Origin of the sequence: Streptomyces sp. NPDC056347 (assembly GCF_042262625.1) — a bacterium.
Lineage (GTDB): Bacteria > Actinomycetota > Actinomycetes > Streptomycetales > Streptomycetaceae > Streptomyces.
In genome coordinates this window covers 20,864-42,640 of sequence record NZ_JBHJQP010000041.1, presented here as the reverse complement: position 1 = coordinate 42,640, position 21,777 = coordinate 20,864, and the positions used below count along the sequence as shown (strand labels likewise).

The window sequence follows — 21,777 nt, the reverse complement described above, 5'->3', positions numbered from 1 at the left end:
GCTCCCACGTGAGAGGAGAGGAAAGAAGGGGAGAAGGGTCAGAAGGGCGTGCTGCCGTGGAGCTCCAGGCGGGGCACGGGCTCGATCCGGGTCTCCGTGCGCGCCGGCCGGAGCGGCACCCCGGTGATCCGCTCCCACCGCAGGATGACCGTGTCCCAGCCGGCCGTGATCAGTTCGGTCTCGTCCGGAGTCGTCGTCATGGTCCAGACGACGTCGGTGTGGGCCGGCAGGACCGCCCCGATGAGCTGTCCGTCCGGGGCCCAGCGGTGCAGGGTGCCGTCGGAGCAGCCGGCGGTGATCTCGCCGTCCCCGGTGAGCACGAGCCCCCGGACCGACGATCCGGTGACCAGCGGGGCGCCGACCTGCTGCCCGGAGTCCCGGTCCCAGCGGCGCACCGTACCGTCGATGCCACCGGAGACGAACCGCCGCCCGGCGGAGCCCGCCGAAACGGACTGGACCGGCCCGCTGTGGCCGGTCAGCGGCCCGCCGATCGGGGTACCGGTCGCCCGGTCCCAGCGGCGTACGGTGCCGTCCACCCCGCCCGAGACGATCTCCGCGTCGTCGGGGGTGACGGCGACGGTCAGCACCGTGCCGGTGTGTCCACGCAGTGGCTCCCCGAGTGCCGCTCCGGTCGACAGATCCCAGCGGCGGATCGTGGTGTCCTGGGAGACGGAGACGATCTCGGCGCCGTCGCGGGTGCGGGCCAGGGACAGGACCGGGCCCTCGTGGGCGGCGATCGGTCCGCCCAGGGACAGGCCGGTCAGCCGGTCCCAGCGCCCCAGCGTCCCGTCGCTGCACGCGGTGACGATCTCCCGGCCGTCGGGAGTGATCACCAAGTCCCAGTGCACGTGCTCCGTCAGGGTCACCGGGGCGGTGACCGGGGTCTCGTGGACCCGGTCCCAGCGGAACAGCCTCCCGTAGGTGTCCGTGGCGACGATCTCCACGGCGTCGGGGGTCACGATCACCCCCGACGCGTACATGGACGCCTTCATCCGGTCCCCCCGGGCGGTACGGCGCGGTCGAAGGCGAGCGCGCTGGACGCCTCGCCCCGGCCGGCCCTGACCCGGCGGCCCACCCACTGGTAGACCCGGCCGTCCTCACCGCGCGCGACGACCGGCACCCGGCCGGCCGTCACCCCCGAGCGGGGCACCTCCTCGTCGCGGAAGAACACCCGTTTCACCTCCGGTTCCAGGATCCGGCCGGCCGCCTTGAGCTGCGGCAGCCGGGTGCCGTCCGGGCCGAACCGGGGAATCTGGCCGCGGCGCAGGCACACCGCGGCGGAGTTCGCCGCCAGCGGCACCGGCACCAGCGGGATCCAGTGCGCCGGGACGGCTGTGACCAGCCGGTAGGCGAGGGCCGTCGGATCGACCGGCGGCACCGGTGGATCGTCGTCGGGCGGTTCGTCACCGCGGGCCCGTGGCCCGCCGGTGGCGCTCCGCACCGTGCGCTCGATCGCGAACCCCAGGTTGGCCATCTCGTCGCGGGCGAGGAGCACTTCCTCCACCGGGGTGCCCTCCAGGCGCGCCGAGGCGCTCGGCAGCAGCGGCAGCAGGGCCGGACCGGGCTTTCCGTCCTGCGTGTTCGTCAGCCGGAAGACCGACCAGGCCGCGTCCTGGACCGGGTCGACGGCCGTCTCGTCCTCGAAGGTGTCGACGACCATGAGCCCGGCGATCCGGTGCAGCGCGCCGGTGGCCAGTTCGACCGGGACCATCCAGTGGTCGTTGCCGTAGATGTTCGCGAACTCGACGACCAGCAGCCGGGCCAGGTCGGGCGGTCCCGCCCCGATCGCGGGCAGGTTGACGGCCGTGTCCTCGAACTCCCACCAGCGTTCGGCCGGCATGCCCGGGTACGTGACGCGGGTGGGCAGCACCTCGGCGGGCGTACCGCCGACCGGGGCGGGCAGGGGTGTCGTACCGGCGTCGAGGTCGAACTGGTAGGCGTCGGCGGTGCCGCCGGGGTACTCGGGCGCCGTCAGCGTCACCGGCCGGCCGCCCGGCGCCGCGGTGACCGCGAAGCGGTGTTCCAGGCGTTCCCGCACCCAGCTCGACGAGGCCGGTGGCCGGTAGCGGTCGTGGAACCATGCGAGCCACTTCTGTGCCGCCCGGTCGAAGGCGGTCCGCTGGGCCGCGGTGAGTCCGGCCGGGCGCCAGCCGCTGTCCAGGTCCCCGGCGAGCGCGACGCCGTCGGGCGCCCGTTCGACGAGGACGGCGCGCATGGCCTGCCCGCCGGGGTCGCGCCGCAGCGGATCCTGCTCCGGGTCCTCGGGCGGGCGGGGCAAGGGTGCCTTGGCGAGCACTGCCGCGTCGATCGGGCCGAGGTCGGTGTCCGACAGGCCCTCGGCGCGCAGGGTGTCGAGGAAGCGCAGGCCGGCCCGGGCGACGGCCCGCAGCGGCAGCTCCTGGAGCGCCTCGTCCGGATCGGCCCCGGCCTCCGCCAGATACTCCAGCGGCATGCCCTTCGGCAGACTCACGCCCGTGGTGTCGCCGCCGGCGAGGAACGCGCCGAGCGGGGTGCTCTCGGTGCCGATCCGGCAGCGGACCGGCGAGCCGGCGTCCTCACCGGCGAACTCCCCCAGCTGCCACTGCCGGGCGAGCAGGAACAGCGGGTCGGCCACCCGGGCCGCGAGGGCCTCGTCGAGCTGACCGCCGGTGCCGCTCGGGCGGACCACCGGCTCCACCCGGTGGAACTGGCCGAAGGCCATCACGTCGAAGGTCATCACGACTCCTTCTGGATCAGCTTCGTCATGATGGTGCCCAGATCGCTCCGGAGCATCAGGTCCTTCACGAACACGCTGGGCGCCGTCCCCATCGCCGATTCGGGCAGGTAGGCGGCGGGAAGGTAACGGCCCAGCCAGCCCAGCGCGTCCAGGTCGACCAGCCGCAGCTTGGCCAGGGCGAGGGCCTCGCCGAGGGTGTCGGCGAGCACGTCCGGGGTCCACGGCTGACCGACCGTCGGCGGTACGGCGAGCAGCACGGCCTGCGGGGCGCGTGTGCCGGGCGCGTCGAAGTGGAAGGTGGCGCCCGCCGTGTGCGCTTGCGCGGGAATCAGGTCCGACCAGGCGTCGACGACGAGAACGGCGAAGCTGCCCGAGGCGAGGGACTGCGCGGGACCGTGCACCACCAGGCCGGTGGCCGGCTTCTCCTCGTCGGCGGGCGTGCGCGCCGCGCCCACCCAGCGGTCGTTCGGCGCGAACGGCATCTGTCCGATCCGCAGGGTGTGGCCGATGCCGGTGGCCGCCGCCCCGGTGTGCAGCACCAGGTCGGCGAGGGCGCCGGTGCCCGGCCGGACCGTGCCCGTCAGGTCCACCCAGTCGCCCGGCACGAGCAGCGCGTCGCCGCCGCGGTCGAGTCCGGTGCCGAAGGAGGCGTCGAGCGTCGTCGGGTCGGGCGGCGTCACCAGGCCCACCGCCCGGAACCCGGCGCCGAAGACCGCTTCCAGGACCGCGATGTCGGCCACCGGTCCGGCCGGCGGCCCGGCCGGTGAGGCCACCGCGTCGGCCGCCGCGATCCGCCCCTGTGCCTCGCGCAGCGCGGCGGCTAGCTGCTCGGCCCGCTCCGCGTCGGTTCCGGCCGGCGGCCCGGTCGTCCCGAACGCGGCGAGCGCGTCCAGGTCCCGTCCGGTGACGGCGGCTTGGAGATCGGCGCGGGCCTTGACCGCCCGGCCGTGCAGCTCGGGGTCCGCGGCCGGGGGCGGCGCGGTGTACGCGTGGGCGAGGTCGGCCGCGGTGCCGGGCCGGCCGGTCGTCAGCACCCCGGCGACGGCCGCGCCGAGCGCCTCGACCTGGAGGATGTCCAGGGTGGTGGCCGGCCAGTTCGGGTTCCGGTCCGTGCGCGGGACGGGCAGGGCGTCGGCGGGCACGTTCGACGGCCGCTCGGGCAGGAGGGCGGTGGTGAGCGCGGTCCGCAGCCGGCTGCCGGCGGCGAGCGCGACCACGTCGAGGGCGCACTGCCCGGTGAGGGGCCAGGCGTGTTCGGTGACCGTGGTCGCGCCTGGCACGTACTGCTGGCCGGGCCTCAGCCAGGCGGCCCGGAGGCGGATCCGGTCGGTCGTTCCCAGCTGGTGTCCGGCCCAGGTGTCGAGCCGCGGTTCGGCCGCCGCCCGGGGCCGTGCGGCCTGCTGGGCGCTGTCCCAGCCCGCCGCGCGGGGCGCCGCGTCCGGCACGACGACCAGGACCCGGTGGCCGACCGCGATGCCGCGGCGCGGGGTGTCGAGGACCTGGGGCCGCGGTGGCGGCTGCCCGCCGGCCGCCAGCGACTCCAGGGTGGCTCCGGCCCGGTCCGGGTTGCCCTGGGTCAGCTGGTGCACGCTCTCGGCGAGCAGCAGGTCCCCGACGGCGTCGAGGTCGTCGCGCAGCGCGGCGAGGATGTCCACGACGGCCTGTTCCTCGGGGCCGGTCATCTGCGGGTCGCCCGAGTTCGCCCGCAGATACGTGATGACGTCCCCGTCGGCCACCTCGGCGAGCCGTGCGCCGTCGGTGACGTCGTGGGCGCCGATGAACTCCTGGGCTCCCGTGCCCGGGTGCTGGACGCCCTGCACCGACCATTTGGCGCGCAGCGGGGCGACGAACCGGTCGAGGACCAGTGTCGAGCCGGGTGCCTCGCCCGCCTCGTGCAGCCGGCGCTCCAGCCGGTAGCCGAGCAGCGCCCCGAACGGCTGCCCCTGGGCGACCCCGTCGAGGACGGTCATGGCCACCCGCATCCGCCGTGACGAGAGGTCCACCGCGAAGGCGCCGGGGTCGGTGGGGTGGGAGAGCGCTCCGCTGCGCAGGATGGCGGCGGTGGTGGCCTGCGGGATCGAGGGCGCGAGCACCCAGCCCTTGCTGACCGGGCCGGTGCGTGCCGAGAGGTTCTCCACCCAGCCGTAGGCGCCGAGTTGCACCCCGGTCGGGCGCCGTTCGCGCAGGGCGGCGAGCCGGGCGTTGGCCAGGGAGCCGATCCAGGCGTCGAGCCGGTGGGAGACCAGGTCGAGGCATTCGCCGAGCAGCCGCTCCAGGGGGGTGAAGGGGTCGGTGCGATGGGCCCAGTCGTTCGTCACGCGCCCGGCGAGGTACTGCAGGGCCGCGTCGATCTCGGCGAGCCGGATGCTCCAGGGCCGCTCGGTGCCGAGCAGGGTGAGCACGCCCCGGTTCTTGGTCACCGCGGTGAGCACCTGGTCGGCCATGGCGGCGCGGGTGTCGAGGATGGTCTGGAGAATCGTCGGGGCCAGGTCGGCGTCCCGGCCCGGGGCGGCCACGGCCCGGACGGTGTGTGCGGCTGTGGGCGCCGGTGGTGCGACCGGCGGCGCAGCGGGCCTGGACGAGGGCGTGGGCAGCTGCATGATCGTGCCAAGAGTGAAGGGCTTCGTCTTCAGACCGGCCTCGGCGACCGTGGACAGCAGCTTGGCGGGGTTGAACAGCACCTGGGCGAACGGCGAGCGGGCCAGCGCGTCCTCCGGGTCCTTGACCCCGGAGGCGGCCCGCCCGTACTCCAGATTGGCGGTGTGCTTGAGCAGCGCCTCCAGGAGGGTGCGGGCCTCCTGGTCGACGATCAGTTTGGACATGTCGAAGCGGGTGACGGCCTGGTTCAGGAAGTCCGCCAGGGCGGCGACCGGGTCCTGGCCCGAGGGCAGGTTCGGCTCGACGGTGGGCAGCCAGAGCCGGGTGGCCGCGCCGTTGACGTGGTGGCTGATCTTCGGCCGGTAGGCAATGCCCAGAGCGGTGTCGAGGGCCCGGGACTGCACGTCCTCGGGGGTGCCGCCCATGCAGAAGCCGGTGGTGGTGAAGTCGAGGCCGGCCAGGCCGAGTCCGATGTCCTTGAAGCAGGCGAGCATCCCTCCCTGAACGGACCGGACCGACACGGTCCGCGAGACCGGTGCCATGCCGAGGGCGCGCAGCACGTCGCGCTCGGGCTTGGGCAGCTGGAGGGGGTCCTCCGGCTGGTCGGGGCCGCCGACCCGGGGCAGCGTGCCGACGCCCACCTCCCAGAACGGGCGCAGGACGCCGAGCACCCGGTGGAGTCCCGTGAGGCCCGACGGTTCGAGCGCGTCGGGCTGCCACCGCGCGGTGGCGGTGACCGGCAGCAGGCCGTACGGCTGCCGGCCGACCCGCAGGACCGGCAGCGGGCCGCGGGCCCGGACGTGCTCGATGTGGTGGTGGCGCAGCCAGCTCCGGTCGACGGGGAGTTCCGCGGTTCCCTGGTCGCTCTGCAGGAGTTCGTCGAGGTAGAAGTCGCCCGTGGCGCTCCACAGGGCGATCTGCAGGGCGCGCGCGTCGGCCTGTTCCGGTTCGTCTCCACCGGGCAGTGCCTCGAGGGAGCCGGCGGGCAGACCGAGCGCGGCGGCGGTGCGGGCGCTGTTGGCCCAGGGGTCGGGCGCGGCGGCGGGGGTGGCTCCGAGCAGCCGGTCGACATCGGGCGGCGGGGGCGGCGGGTTCTCGTCTCCGGCGAGCAGGTTGGTGGGCGTGCCCTGTGGGACGAAGGCGGCCTGGCCGTCGCCGTCCCGCCCGGACAGCAGCTGGGTGAGCCGGTCGGCGGACGCCTCGGGGGTGAGGCTGGCGGACACGCCGAACGCGACCACCCGGGTGAGCAGCGGCACCTTGTTCGGGTCGTATCCCAGCTCGGTGCGCAGCGGGACGCTGACGGCGAGGCCCTCGGCCTCCGCCACGGCGTACTCGGTCAGCCAGCGCAGCCCCGGGTCGAGGGGCAGACCGCTCGACGGGGGCACGGCGTCCGGGTCGGGGCCCGTCTGCACCACGTCCGGGACCGGCTTGCCCGTCGCCTCGCCTACCAGCACATCCTGCTGGTAGGCGCGTACGACGAACTGGTCCGGCAGGGTGGAGGCGGTCGCCGCCCGGTTCCAGCCCCGCCCGCGCACCGGCACGGTCGGCCAGTCCGGGTCCGGCAGCGTGTCGGTGCCGGGTACGGGTGCCTGTGGCCGGGTGTCCGACAGCGGGGTGAGCTGCCGGACGAGCCACCGGGCCCGCTCGGCGCCGAGCGTCCCGGTCAGCTGCCCCCAGGCGGCGAGCAACAGCCGGGCGCGGTCGCCGGCCGCGTTCTCCGTGCGGCCGGCGTGCCACACGGTCCGCCAGTAGCGGCGGCCCTCCTCGACCTCGCCGTCCGTCGGCAGCGGCTCGTGGGAGTCGACGTGGATGTCGTCGGGGAAGATCCGGACGAGCAGCGTGTCCGGCGTCGTCCCGTCCGCCGCGGCGCCCGCCCGGTGCCGGTGCGCCCCGTGCGCCCCCGGCGTGTCCGTCCCCCCGCCGCCGTGCCGCAGCCGCGTCTCCAGACGTACGGGCATGAGGACGAGCGGCACGTGGGGATCGAGCGCGGCGAGCTGCTTCGCGAAGCCCCGCTCCACGAAGGCGCGGACTCTCGCGTCCACGGCTCGCCGGGCCTTCGCGAGCCGGTCGTAGGCGGCCCGCCGGTCGTCGGCGGTGGCGTCGGCGCCGAGCAGCGCGCGGTGCTCCTCCGCCGTGGCCACGGCCCGGCGCAGGGCGCCGAGTTCTGTCATCGGTAGGTCTCCTCGGGATGCAGCAGTCGCTCGGCGGGCAGCACGATCCTGACGGGCTGCCGGAAACACTGGCGGGCGGTCCCCGCGGCGCTGGTGCCCCATACGAGCCCGTCGCAGGCGACGTTGGGGCGCACGGTCCCCGGGGCGTAGGCGGCGGCCAGATAGGCCGCCTCGGAGTCGAAGAGGTGGGTCCAGCGGAGGTTGTTCCAGTCGCCCGCCTTGTCGCCGGTGCCGGGCGGCTGGTAGACGGCTCCCCAGGCGTAGGGGGCTTCCGGCTCCTCGACGCCGAACCGGGGCTCGGTCGGGTGCTCGGCGATCACGAAGCACCACGGGGACGCCTCGAGTTCGGTCTTGGTGAGGTCGAAGCCCAGCATGGTCGTGTCGGGGTCCAGGCCGCCGCGGAAGATCGGATGCCGGGCGTGGTCCTCGTCGGGGTCGGTGCCGGTCAGCGGCGCCGCGTAGATGATCGCCCCGGGGTAGCGGCGCAGCAGTGCGCTGCGCAGGAGCAGTACGACGCGGTCGGGCGGTGCGGTCAGGTGGGCCCCCAGCGGCAGGTCGAGCCGCCAGGTGTGCAGCGGCGGCAGATCCGCGCCGTACCCCCAGAACGAGGCGAAGTAGGTGCCGCGCTGGTCGGTCGGGTACTCCCGCCAGCGCAGCTCGCGCGCGAGCTCGTGGTTGAGGCCGACCATGTACGCGGCGACGAAGGGCGGGTTGGTGAGGGCCAGGGCGGCGGTGTCTGCCGGGATGTGGTCCAGGCCGCCGAACATCCACTCGGTGGACTGGGCGGACAGCGGTGGCCACATGGCGTCCGGAAAGACCGGTGCCCACTGCACGGGGGTCTCCGGATCGCCGGTGTCCGGCCGGTCGATCCGGGCGCCCACAGCAGCGGGCACGGTGGTCTTCGGGTCCGTCAGGTCCACGAGGGCCTGCCGGGTCGACTGGGCGGGGAAGGTGTTCCGGGACGGGACCGGCGGCGCGTCGGAGGGCTTGAGCGACTGGTCGTGGGCGGAGACGACCATGTCCTTCAGGTCCTCGGGCCGCGCTCCGATCACGACGGGGACGGGAAGCCGGTCCTGCTGCTCGGTGAGGACGGCCGGGTCGGTGAAGACGCCGAGGCCGATCTGGTGGGAGGCGTCCCACTGGTCGACGAGGCCCTTGAGGACGGAGGTGTCCCAGGGAGCCTGTTCCCCGCCCGGGCCGTCCCCCGTCACCTGGAAGTCGCCGAAGCAGTCCGCCCACCACGTGCCGGACTGCTCGGCGGGCGGGTTCCAGTCCCAGGACCCCGGGCAGTCGCCCCGGAACGTGCCGTGGCGGAGGGGGGACCGCCAGGTCCCGGTGAAGACGCCGTCGGAACTGTTGTTCTCCTCGCGCCAGGTGCCGGTGCACACTCCGCGCCAGGTGCCGTTCTCCGATTCGGCGTCCCAGGTGCCCGTGTAGAGGGCGAGCCAGGTGGGGGCGCTGCCGTCCGCACCGGGCTTGCTGCTCCAGGTGCCCACGAAGTCGCCCTTCCAGCTGCCCGTCCGGCCGGCGCCCAAGTCCCAGCTCCCGTGGCAGGCGCCCTTCCAGTAGCCGACGACATCGCCCTGGCCCGACGAGTCCCAGGGGCCGATCCACTGGCCGTTGAAGCTGCCGTGGACCGTGGCGGGGTCCGGCGCCTGCCCGCCGAACAGGCCGAGTCCGGCCGGGCCGGTGCGTCCGCTGGGGAAGACGAGGTCGCCCTCGGGGGTCATCGTGGTCCGGGCCAGGAAATCGGCGGGTGCCTCGGCCTCGGGGAGGTCGGTGATGCGGAAGGCGCGGTTGAGCGCGACGGCGGGCACCGGCGGTGTGGCGGAGAGCTGTTCGGTGGTCACCTGCCGCTTCAGGGAGCGTCCCACCGCGTCGGCCGTGATCTGTTTCCAGGCGTCCGGCGCGCCGTCGACGGGCGCGAAGACCTTCTGTACGGCCTCCAGCCGGTCGGCGGCCACGACCTGCTCGGGCGCGACGGCGAAGGCCACCGCACCGTCCGGGTCGCGGGGGCTGACGGCGAGTCCGGTGGCGGAGGCGGCGACCGAAGTCAGCACCGTGGCGAACGGCGGCGGCTGCGCCGCGTCCACCGCCCGTCCGGCCGCGGCCCCCGCGACGAGGGCCACTCGCCGGCTGAGCACCCCCATCGGGCGCACCGCGCGGAAGAAGGAGGTGGTGGCCATGGCGGTGGGGAGCACGCTCGATCGGATCGCCGACCACAAGGTGTCGTTCGCGCTCAGCGTGAGACGGCTCTGCAGCGGGGTGACCAGGCGCAGGACCTCGTCGGCGGTGAGCGGCCCGACGTGCTTGAGGTGCAGGCGGCCGGCGACGAGGCGGGCGAACCGGCCGAGGTCGATCATCCGGTTGGCCGCCCGGACGTCGGCGAGCTGCCGCCAGGCCGAGGCCATGAGGGCTTCCTGGTCGGCCTGGACGACGCGGGCGCCGAGCCCGGCCGCGACCCGCCACCGCGGGTCGAGGTTGAGGACGTCGAGCCAGCCCTGCGAGGTGGGGTCCGGCCGCGTGCGCAGCGCGTGGAAGCCGCCGTACAGCGGGGGCAGGACATCGGGGTCCTCGTCGCCCTCACCGTCCGCGATCGGCACCAGCGCGTCGGCGAGCCGCTGGCGCCACTGCGTGCTCGTGGGGCCGACGGGCCAGGGATCCGGGGCCGGGGTGTCGGGCGCCCGCAGCGCGCTCTCCACCTGCTGGACGACCGGCCCCGGGCCGTCCGCGAACAGTCCGGGGCGGCTGATGTCGAGGGGCCTGCGGCCGGCATGCGCGGGTAGGGGGCGGGCCCGCAGCCGGTCGGCCAGGGTCTCGAAGTCCCCGCTCTCGGCGGTGGCGAACGTCCAGGAGAAGTAGACCGGCAGGTCGCGCGTCTCCGTTCCGGTGCCCCAGGCCGGCGCCAGGCCGGCGCCGCCCAGGGGCTGCCCGAGGCCGGCCAGCCGCCCGGCCTCGAAGGCGGGGACGAGACAGGCGGTGTAGCCGGTGTACGGCAGCAGGCGGCGCGGAGCGAGCAGCCGGGACACGGACCGCCGGGGGTCTGTCTCGTGCCCCGGGAGCGTCTGTGTGTGCGCCCAGAGGTGGAGGGTCGCCGGGTCGGGCAGTTCGCTGCCCGCCACCCGCAGGACGGGCAGCGGGACGCCGGGGGCGTGCTCGGGCCGGCCCGCCGCGAGCGGTACGCAGACCAGGGCGAGCCAGGGACGAAGGGCGCCGGTGGCACCCGGCATCAGCGGGGTGAACAGCCAGGGCAGTTCGGTGCGTTCGAACTCCACCAGGGGGAAACGGGTGGTCTCCGCGTCCGGTGTGCCCGGCAGCGGGAACAGCCGCACGATCTCCTTGGGGTCGACGGCCCGGACGTCGCCCGGCCCGTACAGCTGGAGCGCGGGGACCGGCACCGGCCGGCCGGGGCGGCCGTTCACGGAGGCGGTGGCCGCCAGCGAGCCCCGCACCGGCGTGGTACGGACCAGGTCGTCGGGGTCGGTCAGGGAGGCGGCGGCACCGGACCGGCCCCAGGACGCGAAGGTGTACGTGGTCATGGCTTCACCTCGTATGCGGGCACGACCTGTTGCAGTGCGGACCGGCCCGACACGGTCGCCAGCAGGGCGGTGGCTTCGGTGAAGGTGGACTTGTGCGCGAACCCGGCGTCCTTGAGGGTGCCGGTCACGACGACTGCGTACGCGTGATCCTTGAGAACCGGTTTGTCCGGCGTGGTGATCGGTGGCGAGAGGTAGCGGCTGCTCAGCGTGTGCACGAGGCTGCGGCCCACGGCCCCGAAGGGGAGCGCCGCGATGAAGGCCGCGTCGGTGATCTGCCACGGGGGTTTCGGTGTGCTGACCGGGCCGCCGAGCCACTTGGTCTCGTACTCCACGGGCACCGAGTACGTGGGAGCGGTCACCGCGGGGGCCGGCGGGGTCAGTTCGCTGCCCGAGCAGAGCTGTTCGAAGGCCGGCTGGGTGAGTTTCTCGTCGTCCGTGAGGTCGAAGAAGTCGGCCCGTGCGAAGTTCTCCGTGACGGGCTGCGCGGTGCCCGCCCCGCCGGTGAAGGTCACCGTCACGGCGAAGGCGGTCGGCTGGGGCAGCCGGCCCGGCCCGTACCGGACCACCTGGATGCCCAGCGGGACCGTGCGCTGGCTGAACCGGGGCCGGCCCAGCGGATGCAGCAGCCGCCCGTCGGCCGTGTCGTCGGCACGCAGCGACACCATCGTGCGCACCCCGTCCGGCAGGACCGGCTCCCAGCTGTGCGGATCGTCCAGGGTCCGTTCCAGGATCCCGCAGACGTCCGGGGGCGGTGGCAGGGCGGTCGCGCCGGTGCAGTCCCAGCGTTCGTCGAAGGGGAAGCTCACGTCGAAGAACAGCAGGGAGAAGCTGGCCCGGCCGGCCACGTGCCAGCAGGGGGTGGGGCCGTCCACGTGGACGCGCAGTCCGAGTGAGCACAGGGTCCGGGAGGCGAAGCGCAGTTCGAAGGAGCCGCTCAGGTCGAGCTGGACACCGAAACTGGGTTCCCAGCGCACCAGCGCGTCGAAGGCGAGCCGCCCGGTGACCCCGGTGCTGTGCGAGCCGATGACGGCGGACAGCTCCGCCCCCGCCTGGACGGTGCCGGGGGTGACGGCGAAGTAGCCGGAGAAGACGATGCGCAGCAGCGGGCTGTCCGCGAGCGTGATGGTCAGGCGCTTCGGGGTGGGAAAACCGGCGGGCGGGGTGAAGCGGGGGTGGAAGCCGCCGGCGCTGAGGATGAAGGTGGCGTCCTGGCCGCTCTTCACCCGCAGGGCGAGACCGCCCTCGATGGAGGCGGCCAGGAGCCGGGAGCCGGCCAGGTCGGCGATGATCTCGATCAGGCCGTTCGCGGTGTCGACGACTCCCGCGACGGAGGCCCGCAGGTCGAGGACCGGCACCTGGGGGGCGGGCAGGGCGACCCGGAGCCGGCCGAGGATGCCGACCACGCCGCTGGGCAGTTGGAGCACCACGCCGATGTCGGCGGTGACGAAGGAGACGGGGCGGCCCCAGCCGATCCGGAACATCGGGCCGACGACCGTGCTGCCCGGGCGGACGGGGAAGACCGAACCCAGGTTGGCCAGGATCCGGGGTGCCGCGGCGGCGGGGTCCGCGGGGAACAACAGGTCGTCGAGGTGGCCTGACTGGACGACCTGGGCGAGGGCCGCCTGGTCGAGCGCGCGGCTGATGCCGAGGAGCCCGCCGACTGCGTTGAGGGTGACGGCGAGGCCCAGCTCGATGGGCGGGGTGAACAGGGCGCTCAGGACGACGAGGGCCGAGACCGGCTGGGTGTCGAGGATCCCGTAGGCCCGCACCTCGACGATGCCGAGGCTGAGCGAGAGCGCGCCCTCGTACCGGCCGTCGTGCACGGCGAGGAATCCGCCGCCCTTGGCGGCGCCGACGGCGAGGGTGAGCCCGAAGCCCGTCGGCGGGACGAAGGTCGCCGTGAACCCCCCGCCGCCGGCACTGATGACGAGGCCGACGCCGTCGACGGCAGCGTCGCCGAGGCCGAGCAGCGACGCTCCGAACGCCGCGTCGAGCCGGAGCCCGCCGCCTTGGGCGGAGACGAAGAGCGAGGGGGCGCGGACCGCGGACGGCGCCTTGTCCAGGGGAATCGCGACGCCCTTGCCGGCGGCGCCGCCTTCGAGCCGCAGGCCGCTCTTGTCGAGCCGGACCGTGAGGCTGCCCGAGAGGGCGAGGCCGCCGGGAACGAGCAGACCGAGCAGTGTGTCACCGGTGAACGCCAGCGCGACGCCGTCGGCCCGGAAGGCGAGAGTGCAGTCGTCGGGCGTGGCGGAAGGCAGGGAGAGCACGAGGCTGATCCCGTCGCTCACCGCCAGTCCGGGCACGAGGGGCAGCGCGCCCGTCAGCTCGAAGGTCAGGCCGATCGTCGGGGGCAGGGCCGTGGCGGTGGGCGCCGGCACCGGGCCGGGGCCCAGCGTGAGCACGTCCTGGATGACCAGCTGCCAGGCCGGCGGTGACTGGCCGACCGCTGTCCGCAGCAGGTCGACGAGGACCGGCCAGACGTCCCCCGGGGACGCGGCGTCCGGCACGGCGAACCGCGCCAGCAGCGCGTCCGGGGTCAGGGCGCCGCCGGTCAGACCGAGCGCCTGCGCCAGCCGTTGCCTGCGGGTGGCGTCGTCGGGCAGGCCCGTGAGGAGGGGCAGGAGGGGGTCGAGCCCCGCACGGAGCTGGGCCGCCAGTTGCGGCAGTGGGGTCGTCACCGGCAGGCCGTGGCGTCGTGGAGGAGGCCGGGTGCGCGCGGAACGGGAGGGATGCAGGGGGCGGGAAGGGCGCCGGGGACAGGAGGGACATTCATCTGATCGTCGCCGTTCTCCGCCCGGGGCCTGGAGTGTCGCCACCGTGACGGATGGGGTTCGGGAACGTCTCGACGCTAACGCCGACCGTTTCACCGGGCATGGCCGCGCGCCCCGCGACGGAGCCGGGCGGGACGCTTTTCACCCGACCGCCAGGGCGACGCGGGCACGAGGGGCGGGGCGCCCGCCCCGGGGCCGCCGCGTCGGGTCGGGTTCCGGCAGGTCCGCGACGGGTGCCACCGGCGGCAGCACCCGACCGTCGCGCCGTGCGCGGCGACGGCCGACGCGCGTGCACCCACCCCTGCCAGTACGCCGGTCTGCAAGACCCGGGCAGCCCCCTGGCCATGTTCGTCACCCGGTGGGTGCCCGGCGTGGGGGTGGCCGGGGCCGGGGTGTGCATCGCAAGGGCGCGGTGGGGGAGCTCCCGGCCGCCGGAGGCAGAGTGGGTCGCGCACCCGGCTGGGCGGGGACGGTTCCGTGCCGCCGCACCGTAGGAAGGGCCGCGTCGGCGGCGTAGTGGTGGGACACCACGGCTCTCGCGCCAGGTGTACGTGGGGCCACTACGGCGTCCGGCCACCGGCCCACTCGCCGGTGACCGGGGCACGGCGTCCGGTCGGCACGGCGAAATTCCCTGGCGGGGAGCGCGGACGGGAGCAAGACTCGGCCCCGTGGCGGACATGAGGTTGTTCGAGAAGACGGTCGTGGCGTGGGCGGCGGGCGGCCCCGAGGGCCCCGCGGGTGAGCTGGCCGCACGGCTGCCGGTCCGGACGGTCGTCCTGCTGGAGGGGCCGAGCGACGCGGCGGCGGTCGACGCGCTGGCCGCCGCCCGTGGCCGGGACCTGGCGGCGGAAGGGGTCTGCGTCCTGCCGATGGGCGGGGCGATGAGCGTGGGACGGTTCGCGCGGCTGCTCGGGCCGACCGGTCTGGGCCTGCGCCTCACGGGGCTCTGCGACGAACGGGAGCTCGGCTATTACGCCCGTGGTCTGGAGCGGGCCGGCGCGGTTCCGCAGGAGTTCTTCGTCTGCGTGGCCGACCTGGAGGACGAGCTGATCCGTGCGCTCGGCGTGGACCGGGTGAAGGAGCTGATCGAGGAGCAGGGCGACCTGCGCCCCCTGGAGACCTTCCTGGGCCAGCCCGCGCAGCGGGGCCGCGCTCCGGAGCAGCAGGTACGGCGCTTCCTCGGCACGAAGAAGGGGCGCAAGATCCACTATGGCCGGGTGCTGGTCGGGGCGCTCGGTCCCGACCGCGTACCCGCCCCGCTCGACGGCCTGTTCGCCGCCCTCTGACCCCCGACCCGTTCAGACGGGGTACGCGTGGGTCTGCGCCGCCTTCACCGTCGCCCAGACCTCCGCCCCCGGACGCAGTTCGAGTTCGGCGGCGGCCACGGTGGTCAGGTCGGCGGCGAGGGGGAGTTCACCGGTGAGCGCGGCGCGGATCCGGTCGCCGTGCGTCTCCAGCCCGGTGACCTCGCAGCGCCACACATTGCGTGCGCTGGAGCCGGTGGGCCGACTGCCGTGGAGTGTGACGGCGCTCGGCGGGAACGCCACGAAGACCTCTCCGGACAGGGCCTCGGTGGTGGTGACGGCGGGGCCGCCCGCCAGCCGCACCGCATGGCCGTCCGCACGGCCCCGGTAGAGGTTGAGGCCGACGAGCTGCGCGATGTAGTCGGTACGGGGACGACGCGCGATGTCCGCCGGGCTGCCCTGCTGCACGACCTCGCCCCGCTCCACGACGACCAGCCGGTCGGCGAGGACCATGGCGTCGAGCGGGTCGTGCGTGACGAGCACCGCCACCGCCTCGAACTCGGCAAGATGGCGCCGGAGCTGACCGCGCACCTCCAGCCTGGTACGGGCGTCGAGGGCGGCGAGCGGCTCGTCGAGGAGGAGCAGCCGCGGACGGGTGGCGAGGGCACGGGCGAGTGCGACGCGCTGCGCCTGGCCGCCCGAGAGCCGTCGGGGCCGCACCCCGGCGTGGTCGGCGAGCCCGAGGCGGTCGAGCCACTCGGCCGCCTCGGCACGCGCCCGTGCCTTGGGCACCCCTTGGCAGCGGGGCCCGAACGCCACGTTGTCCAGGGCGGTCAGATGGGGGAAGAGGAGGTAGTCCTGGAAGACGACGCCGACCGGCCGCGACTCCGGCGGCGTACGCTCCAGGGCCGTGCCGTCCAGCCGCAGATGGCCACCGCTGAGCGGGGTCAGCCCGGCCAGCGCCCGCAGGGCCGTGGTCTTGCCCGCGCCGTTCGGGCCGAGCAGCGCCACCACCTCGCCGGGCGCGACGCCGAGCGCCACATCGAGCCGGAAGGCCCCCCGGTCCACCACCAGGCGGGCGTCGAGGCCCGTCGCGGCGGCACCGGCCGGTTCGTCGTGAATCCTGGTCATCCTGCGGTCATCCAACGGTCGCGCAGCCCGGCCAGCACCGCGATGGACACGGCCAGCAGCACCAGGCTGAGGGCGATCGCCGCCTCCGGGTCGCTCTGCAGCGCCAGGTAGACGGCGAGGGGCATGGTCTGGGTCCGTCCGGGGAAGTTGCCCGCGAACGTGATGGTCGCGCCGAACTCGCCGAGAGCGCGGGCCCACGCCAGCACCGCCCCCGCCGCGACACCCGGCGCGATCAGCGGCAGCGTGACCCGCCGGAACGCGGTGAAGCGGGAGGCGCCCAGCGTCGTCGCCGCCTCCTCGAAACGCGGGTCGGCGGCCCGCAGGGTGCCCTCCACACTGATGACGAGGAACGGCATCGCCACGAAGGCCTCCGCCACCACGACCCCCGCCGTCGTGAACGGCAGGGTGACGCCGAACCAGGAGTCCAGCCACGTACCGACGATGCCGTTGCGGCCGAGCGCCGACAGCAGCGCCACACCGCCCACGACCGGCGGCAGGACCAGCGGGAGCGTGACGAGCGCGCGCACGAGGCCGCAGCCGCGGAACTCGACCCGGGCCAGCAGCCAGGCCAGCGGCACCCCGACGACCAGGCTCACCGCGGTGGCGGCGGTCGCGCAGAGCAGCGACAGCTGGAGTGCCTGCCACACCTCGGGACTCGTCAGCTGCCCGGGCATGCCGCGCCACGGGGCCCGTACCAGCAGTGCGACCAGCGGCACCACCAGGAACGCCAGCCCGAGCAGCGCGGGCACGAGTAGCGGCAGCGGGACGCCGCGGCCACCGCCCGCCCGGACCCGGCGGGGCCGCGTACCGCCCCACCGGTCGCGGCTCGCGGCGTCGGGCTCGACGGGCGGGGTCACGGCTTCAGGAACCCGGCCCCGGTCAGGACCTTCTGGCCCTCGGCCGACCGCACCAGCGCGATGAACGCCTTGGACGCGGTGGCGTTGGGGGCGTTCTTCAGCAGCGCGATGGGGTAGTCGTTGACGGCATCGGCCGACTCGGGGAACTCCACGCCCTCCACCTTGTCACCCGCCGCCTTCACATCGGTCCGGTACACGACCGCCGCGTCGGCCTCCTTCAGCTCCACCTTGGTCAGGGCGCTCCTGACGTCCTGCTCGTAGGAGACGGGGGTCAGCTCGAGCTTCCCCGCGCCGAGGGCCTTCTGCGCGGCGGCGCCGCACGGCACCTCCTTCGCGCAGAGCACCACCTTCAGCCCCGGGCCGGTGAGGTCCTTCAGCGAGGAGACCTTGTCGGGATTGCCGGGCAGGGTGGCTATCTCCAGCTGGTTGCGCACGAAGGTGGCCGGCGCGCCGGCGGCGTCGCCCGCGTCGGTGACGATCTTCATGGTCTTGGCGCTGGCCGCCGCGAACACATCGGCCGGCGCGCCGCCGGTGATGCTCGCGGCGAGCGAGTCGCTGCCGCCGAAGCTGAACGTCACCTTCGTGCCCGGGTACCGGCTCTCGAACGTCTTGCCCAGGGCGGTGAAGCTCTCCTTCAGCGAGGCCGCGGCGAAGACGGTCACCGTGCCGGACGGCTTGCCGGGGGAGGACGGGGCGGCGGAGCCCGCGGCCTCGTCCTCCCCGGACGAGGAACAGGCGGTCAGGACCAGCAACGCGGCGGCGCCCGCACCGGCCACCTGAAGGGTCCGGCGGGTCCGGCGTGCGGTACGGGTTGTCACGAGTTCCACTCCCTCTGGTCCTCACGGACACGTCTGCGGTCTTCGGCACCACCGGGGCCGACCCGATGATAATGCCGCAGATGCGAGGGTGAAGTCTGCTGTGGCTTTGCATGAGCCCGGATGTTGATCTCCAGGGCTTGCATGTGCGTTTGTACGGACAGCTGTCGGATGGCGGCCGCCCGAGACGTCCCGCGCCGTCAGGCCGCCGTCCGCCGCTCAGGCACGGTCGATATGCACATTCGTCGACTTGACCCGGGCGGTGGCCTCCATCCCGACCTCCAGGCCGAGTTCCTCCACGGCCTCCCGCGTCAGCAGCGACACCAGCCGGTGCGGACCGGCCTGGATCTCCACCTGGGCGGCCACATCACCGAGCTTGACCGCGGTGACGATCCCCGGGAAGGCGTTGCGGACCGAGGTGTACGAGACGTCCTCCTCGCCCCCGCCCCTGGCCAGCTCGACGGAGAAGGCGGCGAGGTCCTTGCCCTCGACGAGCCGCCGCCCGCTCTCGTCGCGATGCGTGGCCACCCGGCCCGCATCGGCCCAGCGCCGCGCGGTGTCGGGGCTCACGCCGAGGAGCCGGGCCGCCTGACCGATCGTGTAGAACTGCATACCGGCCAAGATAGGCCCCTTCGCCGAGGTCCCCGGCCCGCCGCCCCTCCCACCGGGAGGCCATGTACGGGCAACGGCCGGCTTCGGCGTGTTCCGGGTGGAAGGCGCGCGGCGATCCGCTCCGTGTTTCCGTCCGCGCCCAGGGTCCGCAAGGACCCGCATCCCCTTGCCCCGCACCTCCCGATTCCCTGCCCGACGGACGGCGACGGAGGCCGCCGCCCCGGCCACGGCGCCGACCACCGCTCCGCGCAGCGGCGGCGCGAGCCGCGCGGTCGGCAGTGGTCCGCGGTGTCGCGGACCTGCGGGTGCAAGGCGCGCCGCACCTCGACGGGCCCGATGGGTACGTGCCGCACCCATCGAAGCGGGGGAACCCGAGGAACTGCCCGTGGCACGCCGCGCCGGACCGACGGAACCGACTACGACGGCCAGGCGACGACGCCGTCACGCACAACCAGCGGCTCCGTCCGGCGCGATTCGTGGAACCGGGTCCACCCCAGGTCCACACCGCCGTCGAAACGTCGGTGACAGTCGCCGGCCTTGCTCGCGAGCCAGCCGAGCAGCTGGCCCGTGAGGTCGAACTGGTCAGGATGAATCTCCTGCCGACTGGTCAGGGCCCACGCCCCGGAACGGGTGTGCTCCCGGCGGAGAAGCACCGAGAGGAGCGCACCGTCCACCTTGAACGCCTCGCCGTGATCACCGAGAAGAGGCTGTGGGTCGTTCTCGATGACGGGTGCACCGTCCTCGTCCTCGCCCTCGTCCACGAACGGGAACTCGGTCACGATGCGGAGGACCTCCGGCCTGGGGCCGAGCCCGAGGTGCCATCGGAGCTCGGCGAGCTCGTCCTCGGACAACTCGTCGCGCAGATCAAGTGTGAGCACGAGCTCAAAGATGTCAGCCATGGGCGGACACGTTAGCCGCCTCCGAGGTCCGGTCCGGCCAGGCGCCCGCTCGGCCCGGATGCGGGCGACAGGAAGCACGCCGTCCGCAGGAGCCGTCAGCGGCGGCCCGGCATGCTGACCAGCCGTCAGCCGGGGCAACCGCACGGATCGGCGACCGGTCGGCTGTCGGCTCGAAAGGGACGGGACATCCGGCGGAGCTGCTCGGCGTACGCATCGAGCAGCGGCCCGAGATCCGATCCGAACCGCTGGAGCCGCACTCGATCGGCCCGTCCTCACCGTTCACGGCGTTCGGGGACATCGGGCCTGCTTCCGGTATCGCCCGCCGGCCGGTCGTCAGGGCAGAGCGAGGACGTCGTCGATCGCGGACAGGACCTTCTCGTGTTCCAGGAAGGCCCGGTAGTCACGGTACGCCGACAGCCGCCGGTCGGATTCCCGCACCGTACGCAGGGTTGCCCGCGCGGCCGGAGAGACCGTGCCGATCCTGGAGAGGGCGCGCAGCGCGTCGAGGGTGGGGTCGTAGACGTCATGTCCGATGATGACGGGGAAGAGGTACTCCTCCACGACGGATCGGGTCGGCTCCGGCTCGCCGGTGATCGACCACAGTGCGACCGCCGCGTCGATCCGCATCCAGCTGTCGCTGTGCTCCATGACATGCCGGACACGGTCGGCGTAGCGTGCGGCCGCCGGTCCGAAATCGCCGAGGAGACCGACGGGAGCGCAACCCGGCCCCTCTGCGGTCAGCACCGCCTCGCCGATGATCCGCAGCGCCGTTTCGCGGTCGCCGCCCAGCCGCCAGGCCGCCCAGGCCGCCTTGCGATGGTCGCCTGAAGAGTCGAGGGCTGCGCAGCGGCGCACGGCGGGCTCGGCCGCCTTCGCAGCCGGTCCCATCGCCACCAGCGCATCGACTGCGTGCGGCGAGCACCGGGAGTCGTCCAGCAGAGCCACCACTTCCGGCAGCGCGGGTGCCGCGGCCGGCCCCCATGCCTTGAGGACGCGCAGGAAGCAGAGGGTCAGCGAGCCGCCCATGTCGTCGCCCCGGAGCAGCCGGCGTATCTCGGGCAGCAGGGCCTCCGCGTGCGCCGGCAGAGGGGCCAGGACGTCCCCGGTCTCCGGCAGGTGCGGGTCGCCCATGACGTACCCGCAGGAGTACTGGTCCTGGGACAACGCGTACAGCCGCTCGACCAGTCTAGGCAGGGCGCGCTCGTCGCCGATGCGGGTCAGCGCCCAGCGAGCGTGGTCGCCGACGGTACCCTCAAGAAGCTCGTCCTCGCCCGGGTCGTCGAGGAGCGCGGCCAACTCATCGGCGTACGGAGCCGCCCGCGAACCGAGCACGGCCAGCAGGTGGGCGGCCCGGTACCTCACGCCGTCGTCCGGCTCGGCGAGCAGCGCGCCCGCGAGCGGCAACAGCGATGATGCGGCGGAGGGCCGAACCACCAGCAGCTTCCATCCCTCGTCCAGCGCGGCGCGGCACAGCAGGGTGTCCCCGTTCCGGCGCGCCGCTTCGACGAGCCGGACGACGAAGGCGAGCAGCGTCCGCGGCGCACCCTCGAGCAGGTGGGCCGTCCGGGAGACGACATCCTCACGGGTGAAGGCGGTATCGATGCCCGGCATGCACCAGGTCGCCTCGAACCGCGGACGCGTGGCCGGGTCGGACAGGACCTCCACCAGCAGGTCGAGCTCACGGACCGGCGCCCGGGGATCGAACTCGGCCCAGGCGTGAACGGCCGCGACCCGCATGACGGGACTGCCCGTCCGCAGCACCTCGGCCACCACCGCCCGCACCCGGTCCACCTGCCCGGTCGGGGCGGGTCCGGCCGCGACGGTCCCCAGCGCGAGCAGCAGAGGCAGCCGCACCGTTGGGTCCGTTTCCGTGTGCCACCGCTCGAGCAGCGCGCCGACAGTCCCTCCAAGGGGCAGGGCTTCCCTGCGCACCTCGGGCATGGGGTCCGCGAGCAGCGCCCGGATCCGGGGGCGCTGGGCCGGCCACATCTCGTGCCACCCCGCGTCGACCAGGCCCGGGTCGGCTCCGGCCGCCCCCTCGGAAACAGCCGCCAGTAGCAGGACGAGCGTGGCCCGGGCGCCCATGTCCGGATCGCAGGCGAGTGCAACCACGAACGGCAGCGCGGCGGTTGCGACGGACGTTACGCGTCCGGTGTACGCCGCGAAGCAGTCGAACAGGGGAGAGCAGTCCTCGTCGGTCGCCGCGCCGCCCCGGAGCGCCAGGCGACGCAGCACTCGCCCCATTTCCTCGGCCGGGTGGCGCTCGAGCGCCGACTCCAGCCGCTCCCACGGCACATCGTCCAGCGCCTCGAGCGCCATGCCTGCCATTCGGACCCCCGTCAGCTCGTGAACCGACTCCCCGACGGACATCCTGCCATCGGAAGCCAGCCTCTGCCGGATCGCTGGACCAGGTGCCCATGCCCG

12 protein-coding genes are annotated in these 21,777 nt (G+C 74.3%); 1 reads left to right on the top strand and 11 read right to left on the bottom strand.

Annotation, left to right across the window (positions count from 1 at the left end):
* Positions 1-38: 38 nt before the first annotated feature.
* From ACFCV8_RS12630 to ACFCV8_RS12610, 5 genes are read right to left on the bottom strand one after another with little or no spacing between them, the layout of a single operon-like run.
* Positions 39-992: a WD40 repeat domain-containing protein gene (locus tag ACFCV8_RS12630; protein WP_376685302.1), complete on the bottom strand. Its 954-nt coding sequence runs from the start codon at positions 990-992 to the stop codon at positions 39-41.
* On the bottom strand, positions 989-2,716 hold the full coding sequence (locus ACFCV8_RS12625) for a hypothetical protein (RefSeq protein WP_376685301.1): 1,728 nt from the start codon (positions 2,714-2,716) through the stop codon (positions 989-991). The genes ACFCV8_RS12630 and ACFCV8_RS12625 overlap by 4 nt, the downstream gene beginning before the upstream one ends.
* Complete coding sequence (locus ACFCV8_RS12620) at positions 2,716-7,485, bottom strand: hypothetical protein (RefSeq protein WP_376685300.1); 4,770 nt, start codon at positions 7,483-7,485, stop codon at positions 2,716-2,718. The genes ACFCV8_RS12625 and ACFCV8_RS12620 overlap by 1 nt, the downstream gene beginning before the upstream one ends.
* Positions 7,482-11,024 (bottom strand): hypothetical protein, encoded by a 3,543-nt coding sequence (locus ACFCV8_RS12615; RefSeq protein ID WP_376685299.1) that lies wholly within the window; start codon positions 11,022-11,024, stop codon positions 7,482-7,484. Before ACFCV8_RS12615 ends, ACFCV8_RS12620 begins: the two co-directional genes overlap by 4 nt.
* A complete protein-coding gene (locus tag ACFCV8_RS12610) occupies positions 11,021-13,702 on the bottom strand; it encodes a DUF6603 domain-containing protein (RefSeq protein ID WP_376685298.1) in 2,682 nt (893 codons plus the stop codon). Before ACFCV8_RS12610 ends, ACFCV8_RS12615 begins: the two co-directional genes overlap by 4 nt.
* A 770-nt stretch (positions 13,703-14,472) precedes the next feature.
* Between ACFCV8_RS12610 and ACFCV8_RS12605 the strand changes: the two genes are divergently transcribed.
* Positions 14,473-15,081, top strand: coding sequence for a TOPRIM nucleotidyl transferase/hydrolase domain-containing protein (locus ACFCV8_RS12605; protein WP_376685297.1), 609 nt, complete (start codon positions 14,473-14,475; stop codon positions 15,079-15,081).
* 12 nt (positions 15,082-15,093) lie between these two features.
* On the opposite strand, the gene ACFCV8_RS12600 is transcribed toward ACFCV8_RS12605, so the two are convergent.
* The 6 genes from ACFCV8_RS12600 to ACFCV8_RS12575 form a co-directional block, all read right to left on the bottom strand.
* Entirely contained in the window at positions 15,094-16,170 is a 1,077-nt protein-coding gene (locus ACFCV8_RS12600; RefSeq protein WP_376685296.1) for an ABC transporter ATP-binding protein, read from the bottom strand.
* Positions 16,167-17,027, bottom strand: a complete 861-nt coding sequence (gene modB / locus ACFCV8_RS12595) for a molybdate ABC transporter permease subunit (RefSeq protein WP_376685295.1) — start codon at positions 17,025-17,027, stop codon at positions 16,167-16,169. Before modB ends, ACFCV8_RS12600 begins: the two co-directional genes overlap by 4 nt.
* The gene (gene modA, locus ACFCV8_RS12590; RefSeq protein WP_376685294.1) at positions 17,024-17,845 is read right to left on the bottom strand and encodes a molybdate ABC transporter substrate-binding protein; all 822 of its coding nucleotides are present in this window, start codon (positions 17,843-17,845) and stop codon (positions 17,024-17,026) included. Before modA ends, modB begins: the two co-directional genes overlap by 4 nt.
* Before the next feature lie 216 nt (positions 17,846-18,061).
* Positions 18,062-18,454 (bottom strand): molybdopterin-binding protein, encoded by a 393-nt coding sequence (locus ACFCV8_RS12585; RefSeq protein WP_376685293.1) that lies wholly within the window; start codon positions 18,452-18,454, stop codon positions 18,062-18,064.
* 416 nt (positions 18,455-18,870) lie between these two features.
* Positions 18,871-19,353: a hypothetical protein gene (locus ACFCV8_RS12580; RefSeq protein WP_376685292.1), complete on the bottom strand. Its 483-nt coding sequence runs from the start codon at positions 19,351-19,353 to the stop codon at positions 18,871-18,873.
* A 333-nt stretch (positions 19,354-19,686) separates the two neighbouring features.
* Positions 19,687-21,672, bottom strand: coding sequence for a hypothetical protein (locus ACFCV8_RS12575; RefSeq protein ID WP_376685291.1), 1,986 nt, complete (start codon positions 21,670-21,672; stop codon positions 19,687-19,689).
* Positions 21,673-21,777 lie beyond the last annotated feature (105 nt).